The sequence below is a fragment of the Sporosarcina pasadenensis genome (assembly GCF_047228845.1).
Taxonomy (GTDB): Bacteria; Bacillota; Bacilli; order Bacillales_A; family Planococcaceae; genus Sporosarcina.
The window spans coordinates 1-13,504 of record NZ_JBFEGM010000022.1; the positions used below are offsets into that span (position 1 = coordinate 1).

16 protein-coding genes and 6 tRNA genes are annotated in these 13,504 nt (G+C 46.9%); 1 reads left to right on the forward strand and 21 read right to left on the reverse strand.

The window, feature by feature from the left end; all coding sequences use genetic code 11:
- Positions 1 to 152: 152 nt before the first annotated feature.
- From AB1K89_RS17740 to acpS, 21 genes are all read right to left on the reverse strand, one after another.
- A tRNA-Gly gene (locus AB1K89_RS17740) sits at positions 153 to 226 on the reverse strand.
- A 10-nt stretch (positions 227 to 236) separates the two neighbouring features.
- A tRNA-Arg gene (locus AB1K89_RS17745) sits at positions 237 to 313 on the reverse strand.
- Between the two features lie 19 nt (positions 314 to 332).
- Positions 333 to 419 (reverse strand) — tRNA-Leu (locus AB1K89_RS17750).
- 64 nt (positions 420 to 483) lie between these two features.
- Positions 484 to 559, reverse strand: a tRNA-Lys gene (locus tag AB1K89_RS17755).
- A 192-nt stretch (positions 560 to 751) separates the two neighbouring features.
- Positions 752 to 826, reverse strand: a tRNA-Gln gene (locus AB1K89_RS17760).
- A gap of 91 nt (positions 827 to 917) precedes the next feature.
- Positions 918 to 992, reverse strand: a tRNA-Glu gene (locus AB1K89_RS17765).
- Between the two features lie 457 nt (positions 993 to 1,449).
- The gene (locus AB1K89_RS17770; RefSeq protein ID WP_413056043.1) at positions 1,450 to 1,905 is read right to left on the reverse strand and encodes a SprT family protein; all 456 of its coding nucleotides are present in this window, start codon (positions 1,903 to 1,905) and stop codon (positions 1,450 to 1,452) included.
- Between the two features lie 21 nt (positions 1,906 to 1,926).
- Entirely contained in the window at positions 1,927 to 4,086 is a 2,160-nt protein-coding gene (locus AB1K89_RS17775) for a Tex family protein (protein ID WP_413056021.1), read from the reverse strand.
- Between the two features lie 89 nt (positions 4,087 to 4,175).
- Positions 4,176 to 4,766: a PP2C family serine/threonine-protein phosphatase gene (locus AB1K89_RS17780; RefSeq protein WP_413056044.1), complete on the reverse strand. Its 591-nt coding sequence runs from the start codon at positions 4,764 to 4,766 to the stop codon at positions 4,176 to 4,178.
- 5 nt (positions 4,767 to 4,771) lie between these two features.
- On the reverse strand, positions 4,772 to 5,557 hold the full coding sequence (gene sigB / locus AB1K89_RS17785) for an RNA polymerase sigma factor SigB (RefSeq protein WP_413056022.1): 786 nt from the start codon (positions 5,555 to 5,557) through the stop codon (positions 4,772 to 4,774).
- Positions 5,532 to 6,005 (reverse strand): anti-sigma B factor RsbW, encoded by a 474-nt coding sequence (rsbW, locus tag AB1K89_RS17790; RefSeq protein ID WP_305880113.1) that lies wholly within the window; start codon positions 6,003 to 6,005, stop codon positions 5,532 to 5,534. Before rsbW ends, sigB begins: the two co-directional genes overlap by 26 nt.
- Positions 5,992 to 6,333 carry an anti-sigma factor antagonist gene (locus AB1K89_RS17795; protein ID WP_413056023.1) on the reverse strand — a complete coding sequence of 114 codons (342 nt, stop codon included), beginning with the start codon at positions 6,331 to 6,333 and terminating at the stop codon, positions 5,992 to 5,994. The genes rsbW and AB1K89_RS17795 overlap by 14 nt, the downstream gene beginning before the upstream one ends.
- A 71-nt stretch (positions 6,334 to 6,404) precedes the next feature.
- Complete coding sequence (locus AB1K89_RS17800) at positions 6,405 to 7,415, reverse strand: PP2C family protein-serine/threonine phosphatase (RefSeq protein WP_413056024.1); 1,011 nt, start codon at positions 7,413 to 7,415, stop codon at positions 6,405 to 6,407.
- Positions 7,416 to 7,429: 14 nt separating this feature from the next.
- On the reverse strand, positions 7,430 to 7,831 hold the full coding sequence (locus tag AB1K89_RS17805) for an anti-sigma regulatory factor (protein ID WP_413056025.1): 402 nt from the start codon (positions 7,829 to 7,831) through the stop codon (positions 7,430 to 7,432).
- A 2-nt stretch (positions 7,832 to 7,833) separates the two neighbouring features.
- The gene (locus AB1K89_RS17810) at positions 7,834 to 8,196 is read right to left on the reverse strand and encodes an STAS domain-containing protein (protein WP_252504524.1); all 363 of its coding nucleotides are present in this window, start codon (positions 8,194 to 8,196) and stop codon (positions 7,834 to 7,836) included.
- Positions 8,193 to 9,023, reverse strand: coding sequence for an RsbT co-antagonist protein RsbRA (locus AB1K89_RS17815; protein WP_413056026.1), 831 nt, complete (start codon positions 9,021 to 9,023; stop codon positions 8,193 to 8,195). The genes AB1K89_RS17810 and AB1K89_RS17815 overlap by 4 nt, the downstream gene beginning before the upstream one ends.
- 344 nt (positions 9,024 to 9,367) lie before the next feature.
- Entirely contained in the window at positions 9,368 to 9,718 is a 351-nt protein-coding gene (locus tag AB1K89_RS17820; RefSeq protein ID WP_060205884.1) for a type II toxin-antitoxin system PemK/MazF family toxin, read from the reverse strand.
- A gap of 4 nt (positions 9,719 to 9,722) precedes the next feature.
- Positions 9,723 to 9,989 carry a transcriptional regulator gene (locus AB1K89_RS17825; protein ID WP_305880114.1) on the reverse strand — a complete coding sequence of 89 codons (267 nt, stop codon included), beginning with the start codon at positions 9,987 to 9,989 and terminating at the stop codon, positions 9,723 to 9,725.
- Between the two features lie 171 nt (positions 9,990 to 10,160).
- A complete protein-coding gene (gene alr / locus AB1K89_RS17830) occupies positions 10,161 to 11,267 on the reverse strand; it encodes an alanine racemase (protein WP_413056027.1) in 1,107 nt (368 codons plus the stop codon).
- Between the two features lie 73 nt (positions 11,268 to 11,340).
- Positions 11,341 to 12,345: a LolA family protein gene (locus AB1K89_RS17835; RefSeq protein WP_413056028.1), complete on the reverse strand. Its 1,005-nt coding sequence runs from the start codon at positions 12,343 to 12,345 to the stop codon at positions 11,341 to 11,343.
- An 85-nt stretch (positions 12,346 to 12,430) separates the two neighbouring features.
- Positions 12,431 to 12,784, reverse strand: coding sequence for a holo-ACP synthase (acpS, locus tag AB1K89_RS17840; protein ID WP_413056029.1), 354 nt, complete (start codon positions 12,782 to 12,784; stop codon positions 12,431 to 12,433).
- 99 nt (positions 12,785 to 12,883) lie between these two features.
- On the opposite strand from acpS, the gene AB1K89_RS17845 reads away from it, so the two are divergent.
- Positions 12,884 to 13,486, forward strand: a complete 603-nt coding sequence (locus AB1K89_RS17845) for a rhomboid family intramembrane serine protease (RefSeq protein WP_413056030.1) — start codon at positions 12,884 to 12,886, stop codon at positions 13,484 to 13,486.
- Positions 13,487 to 13,504: the final 18 nt, after the last annotated feature.

Below are 13,504 nucleotides of genomic sequence, written 5' to 3' on the forward strand. Positions count from 1 at the left end.
TTTGTCTTTTCACCGACAGGGTCGGTTGCAAGACTTTATTTGTTGACGTTTTGCTGTTCAGTTTTCAAGGTTCATTTAGTCGCCTCTTTTAGCGACCTTCTTAATGTAACATACTCTTTCAAACGCGTCAAGCGTTTTTATAAAAGAATAATTGGAGCGGGTGAAGGGAATCGAACCCTCATCATCAGCTTGGAAGGCTGAGGTTTTACCACTAAACTACACCCGCATATGAAATTTGGCGCGCCCGACAGGAGTCGAACCCATAACCTTCTGATCCGTAGTCAGACGCTCTATCCAATTGAGCTACGGGCGCTCGGTTTTTATAAGGTATTTGGTGCGGTAAAGAGGACTTGAACCTCCACGGGGTTAACCCCCACTAGGCCCTCAACCTAGCGCGTCTGCCATTCCGCCACTACCGCATTATTCGCGACACACTTTATTATACAACTCTCAATAAAGAAGTCAATAGTTTTTTAAAAGAAATGGTGAGCCATGCAGGATTCGAACCTGCGACCCTCTGATTAAAAGTCAGATGCTCTACCAACTGAGCTAATGGCTCGTACTTAGATGTGATGTCTTGTTGTTAAGGTATGAGATCCTTTTATGTGAAGACATTGCATTGTGCTTTGCTTTGAAATCATTTGCTCCTAATTCCTTTAAGGAAGAGAGCTTGATTATAAAAACTTGTTTTGCTCGCAATACCTATCGGTATAGCTCGCAATTCATTTTTTCGTGGAGCGAAAAAAATGAATGGCTGGGGTAGCTGGATTCGAACCAACGAATGACGGAGTCAAAGTCCGTTGCCTTACCGCTTGGCTATACCCCAACGATTTAATTAATCTCCATGTGTATCAAGGCGTTTATTTCGTTACCCTCTTTACTATGAACATAAACATGGAAGTTATACATTAAAAAGTTGGTGACCCCTACGGGATTCGAACCCGTGTTACCGCCGTGAAAGGGCGGTGTCTTAACCGCTTGACCAAGGGGCCGTTTTATTAATTCGAGTAGGAAGTTCAATTTGTTTTAATGTCATTCCCTAATCGACTTTTCCTATTATAGACACTCATTATCCATTCGTCAACAGTTTTATTGAATTATTTTTCCGTAGTCGAGTAAAAGCGCTTATTTACTATGTTCTCCTCACTTCGTAATATACGTTATTGGTCGGTTTCATTCGTTTTGAACTTTATCTAGAGAAGAATTTCTCTTGATCTTAGAGGGAATCGTCTGGACTGTATAGTAAAAACGCATAAACGCTTTTTTGCGTGATTAAAGGCATTTATGCGCTACTCGCAAACTTTATACGTATGTGATTTGATTTATGCGTCATTCGACAGTTTTATGCGCATGTAAACAAATTTATGTGCAGTTAACTGGTTTTATGCGTATTAGCATTATACAAATGCAAAAAGGCTGCTGTCGGTTATTCACACCGACAGCAGCCTTTCAATTTTGAAGGAGGGTAATTTCGCCGGCGCATTTGCCGCATCGATATTTCCGCACATCCATTTTCCTTCTTCGCTTATATTCCAATCGACAAGACTTGCATTGATAGAGATGAATCTTCTGCGGTTTGCTGTTCGCCTTCCCTAGCGGCTTGCAATATCTCGGCGAGCCGGTTTCTTTCAATAGCTTTTTAAAGTCTGCGTCTCCGTGTCGATATCCTCTCCCCTCTTGATGGAGATGATAATGGCATAGCTCGTGCTTAATGATGCCGATGAGTTCTTCCATCTCGTAGAGTTCGAGGACAGCCGGGTTGATTTCAATGGAGCCGTCGAGCAGTTTATAGCGCCCGCCTGTCGTTCTGAGGCGGGCGTTGAAACAGGCTTCGTGTCTGAACGGTTTTCCGAAAGCTTCTATAGATAGTCGTTGGACGAGTTGCTGCAGTTCACGTTGTTCCATACCGGTTTTCACGTTTGCGGCTCAATTCCCTTTTGGCGGAATCATCGTCAGCGAGATTCTTCCTTTGTTTTTATCTACGCCTTCCACCCAGACAGTTACGATGTCGCCGGAAGCGACTACGTCGAGCGGGTGCTTGACGAATCCTTTTTTCAATTTCGAAATGTGGACGAGTCCGTCTTCCGATACACCGATATCGACGAATGCTCCGAAGTCGACGACGTTCCGGACGGTCCCTTGCATTTCGATTCCTTCATATAAGTCTTTAATGTCGAGGACGTCCGCTTTCAATAGTGGTTGCGGATAGTCGTCACGCGGATCGCGGTTCGGGCGCTTCAACGTGTCGATAATATCGCGCAATGTCACTTCGCCGATATCCAGTTTCTCCGCAAGCGAACGAACATCCAATGCGGATAAGGCTTCAACCGCCTCTTCCTTCCCTAATAGGTTCTTGTCCACTCCAGCTTCCGCTAGCACTTGTTCCGCAATCGTATAGCTTTCAGGATGGAGCCCAGTCGAGTCGAATCGATCTTTCGCTTCCGGGATGCGGAGGAACCCGATCGCCTGCTCATATGTCTTCGCGCCGAGACGCGGTACTTTCTTCAGCTGGGTCCGTTTTTGGAACAGCCCGTCCTCTTCACGCGCCTTGACGATGTTTTCTGCAACCGTCTTAGAGAGGCCCGCCACGTATTGCAGCAATGAAGAAGATGCTGTATTCACGTTCACGCCTACCCGGTTCACTGCCGTTTCGACGACGAATGACAGCGACTCGGACAGTTTCTTCCGTGCGACGTCATGCTGGTATTGTCCTACTCCGATAGATTCGGGATCGATTTTCACGAGTTCGGACAACGGATCCTGCAATCTTCGAGCGATAGAAACCGCGCTCCGCTGTTCGACCTGTAGATCAGGGAATTCTTCCCGCGCCTGGGCCGAAGCCGAGTAGACGCTTGCCCCCGCTTCATTGACGATGACGTATGCAACTGGGTCCTTCGCTTCCTTGATACAGTCCGCAATGAATTTTTCCGTTTCCCTTGATGCTGTTCCGTTACCGATTGCAATGATGGGTATATTGTATTTCGTAAGTATTGAAAGAATCGTTTTCTTCGAAGCTTCCTTATTCGCTTTCGGAGGGTGGGGATAAATGACCGATACTTCAAGCATTTTCCCTGTTTCGTCAATGACCGCCAGTTTACAGCCAGTCCGAAATGCCGGATCGACGCCTAACACCATCCTGCCTTTTAGCGGCGGCTGTAATAGAAGACTCTTCAAGTTTTCCGAGAATACGTGGATTGCTTGGGCTTCCGCCTTTTCTGTCAGGGCCGTTCTAATTTCCCGCTCGACAGATGGGGCGATTAGCCGTTTGAATGCATCTTCCGTCGCCTCTTTCACATGCACGGCTGATGGGGAATGCTGTTTTTTAATCAATTCGCGTTCAAGCATCCCAACGATTCTCTCGGTCGGGAATGTAACGCCGACACGGAGAACCTCTTCTTTTTCTCCCCTGTTTAAAGCAAGAACACGGTGAGGGACGATCTTTTTCAACGGTTCCTCATATTCGTAGTACATTTCATAGACACCACGTTCATCTTCGGCGCCTTTTCGGAGTGTTGCAGCCATTTGCCCGTCTGACCATGCAAGCTTCCGCACACTTTCACGGAGTGCAGCGTCGTCCGCTATCCGCTCCGCAAGTATATCGCGGGCTCCCGCTAGCGCCTCGTCGACGGATGCGATTGTTTTCTCTTCATTCACGTAAGATAAGGCAAGGTCTTCCGGCTTTTCCGGACCGAATTTCATCAACTTGTCCGCCAGCGGTTCAAGTCCGCTTTCAATCGCAATCATCGCTCGGGTGCGTCTCTTCTGCTTGTATGGTCTGTATAGATCTTCAACCCTCTGCAAAACCGTTGCTGATTCGATTTCCTTCTTCAGTTCATCCGTCAGTTTTCCTTGCTCTTCTATTAATCGGATGACTTCCTCTTTCCGTTGTTCAAGCCCTTTTTCATAATGGTACGCATCTTCGATTGCCTTGATTTCCACTTCATCGAGGGAGCCGGTCGCTTCTTTCCGGTATCGCGCGATGAAAGGGACCGTATTGCCTTCATCAAGAAGAGAGATGACATTGGCGGTTTGCTTCGTACTGATCGATGCTCTTTTGGCTGTTGCTGCTATTAGTTTATCCGTCATTCATTCCCACCCTTTCTTAGTTCTTTTAAGTTTACCATTGATCGGTGTTCTTACTCCATCTCTATGTAAATGAAAAAACCTGCTTCAATTTACTGAAGCAGGCTACCGGCGATGAATGTGGCGTCGTCGCCAGATTGGGCCGTTTCTTTTACGATATTGTACAAGTCATAGGCGTTGGAACTCTGCTTCAAGCTTGCTTTCGGGCTATTCAACGTGATGCCGTCCGAATGAAGGAAAAACAGATCGCCTACTTCGTACTTGTATTTTTGAGTGTTCATTTTTTGCGGTCTTCCCGATAAATACCCCATGACCGGCAGAGGATAGATCATCTTTTCGCGGCCGTGTAGAATGTACAGCCTGACGTTTCCGACACAGCTGTATTCAATCGTGCCTTCCTTATAATTCACACGCACGATCGCTACGGCCGCTCCACGTTTCTGCACCATGTATTCATTGCAGCGGCTCAGCAGTTCATCAAGAGATTCGTGATGATAGCGCCCTAGTACTTCAGGGATGACTTCCGCGGATTGCCTTGCAACTACGCCATTGCCCAAACCATCGGCAATTGCGCAAATGAAGTAATCCTTTTCGGAATGGATGTAGTACGTATCCCCCGATTCCATATTGCCATGCTTCGCCGCATTATAAACGTACGCCTCTACATGATCATTTTTGAACATCTCCACTACGATGCACCACCGGCTGCCATTATGGCTTCTTGAAGTTTCTTAATTGCTTTCCGCTGCAGTCTAGAGACGTGCATTTGCGAAATACCGAGACGTTCCCCCGCCTCCTTTTGGCTCATTTGCTCGATGTATGTATATTGGATAATCTGCTTTTCGCGTTCCGACAACACTTTGAGCGCATTGGCCACGACGAGTCGATGGTCTGTTCTCTCATATCCGTCATCCGATTCTCCAATAATATCGAACAAGGTTACTGTACCGCCTTCCGAATCGGCTTCGAGCGTATGGTCCATCGAAAGTGCTTGATAGCTCCTTCCCATCTCCATCGCTTCTAGAATCAATTCTTCGTCGGTATCCAAGTATTCCGCTATTTCACTAACGAGCGGAGAACGCTGCATTTCAACCGTTAGCGTCTCAACCGCCGCCTTGATTTTCGGACCGAGCTCCTTGATGCGCCTAGGAACGTGGACGGCCCATGTTTTATCTCGCAGGAACCTTTTGATCTCACCGACGATTGTCGGTACGGCAAAAGCTTCAAAGCTGCGACCGAGTTCCGGGTCATATCGGCGGATTGCTCCGAGGAGTCCGAGCATACCGACTTGTACGATATCTTCATGATACGGTTTCCCGTTTGAATATTTGCGGGCGATGGAATGGACGAGCCGTTCATAATGAAGGACGAGATTCGTCTGCGCTTCATCATCATTCGTCTCTTGGTATTGCCTGATCCATTCCAACACTTTCTCTTTCGTATCCGGCTTATGAGTTGGCTGTTCGTTTGACATCTTCTTCGCCCCGCTCTCTGCCGAGATATTTGGTCATAAAGACCGTCACGCCCTCCTCGTGATGAAATTTCACTTCATCCATGAGCGTCTCCATCAAATAAAGCCCAAGACCCCCTTCGCGGAGGAAACGAGCATCTGATGTGTCGCTATATGGTCCGATATGTTTTTTCGTTTCTTCAAAATCGAAACTCGCTCCGTGATCCGCAATCATGATTTCCAACCGCTCTTCATATAAGGCACATCCGACGACGACTTCTCCATCTTCACCTTCACCGTAAGCATGCTGGACAGCGTTTGTAATTGCTTCACTCGAAGCGATTTTCAAGTCTTCGATGTCATCGTATGTAAAGCCTTGGCGACTTGCGATTCCTGATATCATCAATCTTGCAACACCGACATATTGGGCTTTTGCGGGTATCTTTATTTCTATATAATCATAATGTTGCATTATGGTCCTCACTTTCCTTCTGTTCAGTATCGATAATTTCATTCAGACCGGTAATTTCAAACAGGCGGTTCAATCGTTTGTTCAAGCCCGTTATCTTCACATGTCCGCCGTTTGCGGAGACAGCCTTATAAAAACCGACAAAAACACCGAGGCCTGTACTATCCATATAATCCACTTCGGATAGGTCCAACTCAGCCTTCAAGCCTTGGACATTTTCAACAGCCGCCAGGCGTTCCTTTAGAACAGGTGCCGTGAATGCATCTATTTCCCCGACAACCTTGAAATATTGAACACTATTTTCTTCTAGTAACTCAACTTGTAAATTCATTTCTGCACCCCGACTCTCGATATTTGTATTAGATAATACACTACATCCTTACATACCCGTCACTCAAAAGATTAAACCTGTTCCGGCTCTTTTTTGAAAATGACAATTGTAAAGTCGTCGCCCAATCGATAGTTTTGGAGTTCCGAAAGATGCTGGTATACATGTTCCGCAATTTGCTGTGCGGTTTTGTCTTTCACGTCATGAAGCAAGTTCTGAATCGAATTCATATCTATGAATCCATTTTCGGTCCTCGTTTCGGTAACGCCGTCCGTCATCATGGCGATGAAGTCCCCGTCGTTCAATACGACCGAACGCTCCTCATATTCTGCAACGGGTTTGACACCGAGAAGCAATCCCTTCGCATCCAATTCGGAAAACACCCCAGTTCTGCTATCGAAATGCAATGCCGGTTCATGGCCTGCAGAAGCGTAGGAGAATGTCGTATCTTCAGCATTGTACTTCCCATAAAACATTGAAATGAACATCGAGTCGTCAACGCTCTTCTCCACAATTCGATTAATGATGCCGAGCACGTTTCGAGGACTCGTATTTCCGTCAGGCAAGCCGTCCATGCCGAATTTGATCATGGACATGCATAACGCCGCAGGAATCCCTTTGCCGATTACATCTGCCACGGCAACGCCCGATTCGTTCTTCTTATTCAGGAAATAGACGTAATCGCCGTTCATCTGTTTAGCAGGCTGAGAGATATACCCTACATCCAGTCCGCCGACGCACGGCATCTTCGTTTTCAGAAGCGTGTCCTGCACTTTCGTCGCGACGTTCATCTCCATTTGGATCGCTTCTTGTTTTTGAATGAGGCTTTGATGCTCTCGCAATGTAAGGCCGTAGTGGATCATCATTTCAATCAGGAAGTCCAGTGAATCCCACACTTCGTTCCGCAATTCAGGGTGAAGCTCGAATAATGCGTTTTTGTGTATGCTGATTACATCTTCCGGCGCGATCTCTTTTTCTATGAAGCGCCTACTGAACTGTTGCCCTACATAGAGATCCTCTTCGCTATGGCTCTCCAAATACTTTTTCATTATTTCCTTATACTGCCTGCCGACTTCTTGTGGCATTCACTATCACCTCCTTAATGAAGCCATTTTCTAGTTGTAATAACCGTTCCAGCTCCCGGTTCCGATTCGACTTTGAATTCATCCATGAGCCGCTTCACCCCAGGCATTCCCGCTCCGAGGCCGCCCGATGTTGAAAATCCGTCTTCCATCACTTGTCGCAGATCCGGGATACCCGGTCCTTCATCCGATGCAATGATCTTGATACCGAACAGCCCGCCCTCCGATACCCTTTCAATCTCAATCTTCCCTTTTCCTGCATACAGATAAATGTTCCTCGCCAACTCACTGATTGCAGTCGTGATGCGAGCTTGGTCGACAGTTCCGAAACCGGCCTTCTTTGCTTCGTTACGCCCTAACTGCCTTGCAGCTACGATATCCCATTCCGTAATTATCTCTACAGAAGACCTAAGATCCATTTTCAGGCCTCCAATTCTTTATAAAGTTTATCCAAACCGTTTTCCAAGTCTAGCGCAGTCATTACATTGCTCAAACGGATTCCGAGCTCGATCAATGTAATGGCGACCGCAGGCTGTATACCAGTGATTACGACTTTCGCGCCCATCAATCCTGTCATATTGATCACATCCCCCAATACTTTTGCGATAAAGGAATCAATGAAATCAATCGGTGTCAAGTCGATTACAACTCCGAGAGCGGCAGTTTCATGCATTTTATTCAACAGGTCTTCTTGAAATTGAATAGCTGTCTGATCATCCAGTTCCCACTGGATCGAAACGATGAGTACTTCATTCAATTTCAAAATAGGTATGCGTGCATTCAATTTGCTTCCACCTCCACGATTGCTCGGTTTGTCATTCCCAAAGCCGCCTGCATTCCCCGTTGCAATGTGCTTTTCGTCGTGAATTCATTCAGGTCGATACCAAGAGCGACAATCGTCTGAGCGATTTCAGGCCGTATGCCGACAAGCATACATTTTGCTCCGACAAGACGTACCGCTTCCGCCGCCTGAATAATATGATGCGCAACCATCGTATCCACGACCGGAACGCCGGTAATGTCGAGCAGAACCATTTCAGCCCGCTGACTCACCACACCTTCCAGAAGGTTCTCCATAATCAACTTCGCGCGTTCCGTGTCGATCGTTCCAACAAGAGGCATGACAGAAATTTTGTCAAATACCGGAATTAACGACGCTGACAACTCTTGCAAGGCGATCTTCTGCAAGCTGACAGTCCTTTCCCATTCCGTCGAATAGGCATCGATAATACTTTCCCGGAGAGGATTGATCCAGTTTCGGAATATGGAAACGAAAGTTCTCAGGTTGTCCCCGTTGATGATCTCCTTCTCCTCAAGAAATTCGAATACGACATCTGAAAAGTTGTCGATCGCCTTGTTCACGAATTTGATTGCCCACCCGAACCGTACGATTTTCTCTGTGAAGTCGCTGATCTTTTCGGTATGTGCAGTGGATGATTCGGTAATATTGGAAGTCATTAGCACTGCGAATTCCCTGCTCGTTTTTTCGACAAGATGTTCAGGCATGAAGTGGAAAAAGCGTTCTCCCTTTTCTTCCTTCATCCTCGTTATCCAACGGCCGATGATTTCATCCATGTTCTGATTGATGCTTTCTACCATTAATTTATCCATCCGTTCATACGCCTCCTCGCCAAATTGAAAATCCCATGCTTCCATTGTACAGAAAAAAATAGTTTAGGACATCTATTTCAATTATGCCATCACACTCGGTATACTCTGCGGAAGATATACGCATAAACTTAGGGAAACACGCATAAATCGCTAGAAAAACTCATAAATCGCCATAAAGCCGCATAAACGGCTCCACATACGCATAATTTCCAAAAACGACGCATAATCCGCAAAATTGGCGCATAACCGCCTCGCTCTGCCTGCATCTGCACACGCTCCAAAACATCCGTACAAAACAAAAAAACACTCCGGAAGTCGAGGTCCGCAGTGCTTTTACATATGTATTAAAATTTAACTAACCCGAAGCTTATTTCTAGCGCTTCGTCCACCTTTTCCATCAATGGTTCATCCAAATGGGTGATCTTATCCGTCAGCCTCGACTTGTCGATTGTGCGGACTTGTTCGAGCAGAATCACGGAATCCCGCTCGAACCCATAACGCTCCGCATCAATTTCAACATGTGTCGGCAATTTTGCCTTTTGGATTTGCGCAGTGATCGCTGCAACGATCACTGTCGGACTGAACCGGTTGCCAATGTCGTTCTGGATGACCAGTACCGGTCTCGTCCCTCCCTGTTCGGAACCAACGACGGGTGACAGGTCTGCAAAAAAGACGTCCCCACGTTTTATTGCCAACTTTTCATCCTCCGCTTACGAGACGTTCCACCGTATGCTGGGCTTCGAGTTCCGCATGCAAGCATTCCTTTGCAATTCGTAAGTTGATTTGCGACATTTCAACGTAGCCGATCATCATCGCTTCGCGGATCGTATCCGCTTCATGATCAGTCATATACCTCTTCGTTGAAACATAAACGAATTCTCCACGCTCCGGCTCCTGATGGACGGCCGTATGTTCAATTTCATTCCCTTTAGATACTTTTACGATTTTTATGTCTTTCTCTCGCAATTCTAGCACCTCCGACAGACCCCGTTCCCTCGATCGATTCTATTCAAAATCTATCTTACCATTGAACTTCGACAATGAGAAGACAAAGAAGGATTTTTATTGACAAGAATCTTCAAATTTTATGGTCATTTGTCGAAAGTTGGAACAGTATACATCTTATCCATGTGAGGTTCAATATATTCTCGGTATGCGTTTTCCAATTGTAACCGCGATTTCGTACGGGATTGTCCCGATAAGGTCCGCCCATTCCTCCATCGTGATTTCCTCGTCGCCTTGTCGACCGATCAACGTCACCTTTTCTCCGACCTGCAATTCGCGCGGCAGCTTCACCATGCATTGGTCCATGCAAATCGTTCCGACGATCGGCATCCGTTCGCCGGCAATTAACACTTCCTGGCCGCGAAGTCCACGTTTCAAGCCATCCGCATAGCCGACCGGCAACGTGCCGATCCATTCATCCTGCTCAGTTACATATGTTGCTCCGTAGCTGACTGCGCTGCCCTTTTCAAGCTTTTTGACGTAAGCCAATTCGGTTTCAATCGTGATCGCTTTCTTCAATTCAAACGGCAATTTCTTCCCGACATATGTCGAAGGAGCGATGCCATAAAGACTGATGCCAAAACGGACGGCATCAAGTGCATATTCCGGATAAAGCAAAGTGGCTGCGCTGTTCGAAGCATGAACGAGCGGCGGTCTTTGCGGGAGCTTGCCTACCAGTTCCATGAACTGATTGAATTGCTCCTTCGTTTTGCTGGAATCCTCCTCATCCGCACACGCGAAATGAGTAAATGCCCCTTCAAGACGGATAGTAGTTGTCCTGTCGATCACTTCAACGATTTCCTGAAGTGCAGCTTCATCCCGAAGACCGATCCGGCCCATGCCGCTGTCAATTTTCACATGGACGTTCAACGGGTGACCTACTCCCTCCAACATCCCGATTGCTTGACGAAGCCATTCGGCATCAAAAACAGTGACATGGATTCCAAGTTCCGCGGCCTTTTCCGCAAAATTAACCGGAGATGGGCCCATGACGAGGATATCGGCAGTAATGCCTCCTTCACGCAAACGTATGGCCTCGTCAGGTGTCGCCACCGACACCATCCTGGCCCCCGCATCGATTGCGGCACGTGCCACTTCTACCTCCCCATGCCCATAGCCGTCCGCTTTCACGACGGCTATGACGGATGTATGGTGAGGCAAATATTGCTTCAAATTCTTTATATTCTCTTGTATCGCTAGCAAATTGACGATCGCTTTAGTAGGACGATAATGTTCCATTTGAACCCCTCGTTTTTCTCGTGATGCATCTATTATCAATCCTCTACGCTTTCTACGTCAAATCAATTACATCTTATTTCGAATCTTCGGGAGACATGGAAGATGCAACTTCAATCAGCTCGTCAGGCGTCAATGTGGACGATGCAACGAAGAACGACACCCCATCTTGTTCCCAACGGATTGAATTACCCGTCAATGCCGCCACAGTGAAGCCAAGGTCGACCGGATCTCCTTCGATGGACACCGGCAATTGATTGTCCGGAGTTCCCGCTGGCTCCTGAACGACAACAAATTCCTTGTCTCCGCCGCCGAATGTCGTGAAAAATCTAGTTCCGTTTTCTGTAGCGACCATTTCCTCTTCAAGGATTGTTCCTTCCCAATCCAAGTTCGGATAGTATTTCATCGTGCCTGCCAAGCCTTCATTTGTCGATTGCGGTTTTTTCTCCGGCTGGTTCCCTTCCATATCGACTGCATAATCGGATGCCTTGCGCTCTACGCCAAGTGTGATCTTATTGAACGTCACACGAATTTTTTCTTCCTTGTTTTCATCCATGACGGATACGTACTTCGGCAGCAATGTTTTCTTATCAATATGGATTTGCTGCGTCGGAAGGACTTTCTTATGGTTATTCCTTGATGCCGTTTCGAATATATACGTCTTATCCTTTTCTTGCATCGTGGAATTCTTATCCGCCTTGATGTCGTCCGATAAAGTGCCGATCAAGTACGGCATGCTGTTTTGCGTCGGCCAATCGCTTTGGAACTTATACGTTTTTCCGAGTGACGGCGTGATGACAAAGACGCCTTCTTCGTTTCTGACGATCATTTGTGATTCTTGGCTACCCGCTTGCGAAACATTGACTTTGTAAAAATCAGGTTTCGTATGCCATACAGTCACATCGTACACTCTCGGTTCAGAACCTGTCTTAATTTCCATTGTCGCCTGCAATTCATACCCTTTCGCCTCGTTCCACTTCCCACTGAGCTTCTTCATGACATCCTCTTTAGACGGTGATCCACAAGCTGCTAGCATTGTCATGATTGCAACTAGCAATAAAACAAAAATTCGGCTGCGCATACAGTTCATCCTTTCTCATTTCAATCGGGTAGGTCATCTTATGAGAGTGGACAGTCATTTATGCTAGCTTGTTTACTTTGTTTATTTATTTCTCTAAAATCACTTGCGCAGCCGCTACCGTACGTGTATGTGTGATGGAAACGAAGCCCTGCACTTCCTTACCGTCAAAATACAATACCGGCTTCCCCGATGGCTCCGGGAGGATTTCAACCTGTCCGAAACGGCAGTTCTTCCCGATTCCGGTCCCTCTCGCTTTTGCAAATGCCTCTTTCGCCGCGAATCGTCCTGCTAGAAATTCAACTTGCCGATGCTGCGGCAGCTCTTCATACAGCCGCAGCTCTCTTTTTGACAGGATGCGCAACCTGAGTTTGTCCGATCTATCATCCAACCGGGCGATCCTCTCCAGTTCTACGATATCTAATCCTATTCCTGCTATCATCGTCTCCATCCCTTTCATACCTTGTTTTAATGGCAGTTGTTCGCACTTCTTATCAGATCATAAACTATGTATAATGAAATCAAAGGTAAGGTGAAAAATGTGTTTATTCGAAGAGAGAACTTTTCCCAGTATATCCGTCTGTACCCTTTCGTAACCACTCTACTTGCATTGAACATCCTTGTTTTCATTGCAACAGGCCTTCCAATTCACGGGAGCCGGTATTTATATTATATGGGTGTCGGCATCAATTCCATGATTTCCGAAGGCGAATGGTGGCGTCTCGTCACCCCGATGTTTTTACATGCCGGGCTGATGCACCTTCTATTCAACATGTTTTCGTTGTTCATTTTCGGTCCTGAGCTTGAGCGGGTTGCCGGCAAGGCGCGCTTCCTGACGATTTACCTTCTGTCGGGCATTTTCGCCAACATCGCCTCTTTCTTCCTCGGCGGTTCTGATTTTGCCCACGTCGGAGCAAGCGGTGCGATATTCGGCATTTTCGGCGCATTCGGTGCGCTCGTCTATTACACGAAAAATGCCTTTCCACAGTTGCGCCAAATCATGTTGCCGATCATCGTCATTAGCGTGATTATGACCTTCCTCCAACCCGGCGTCAATGTCATCGGGCATATCGGAGGGCTGATCGTCGGCTTCATCATCGGGCTAAGCTACTTCCACCCGAAGCGGATTATAAGTTGGAGATGAATAAAGATAAAAGCCTGC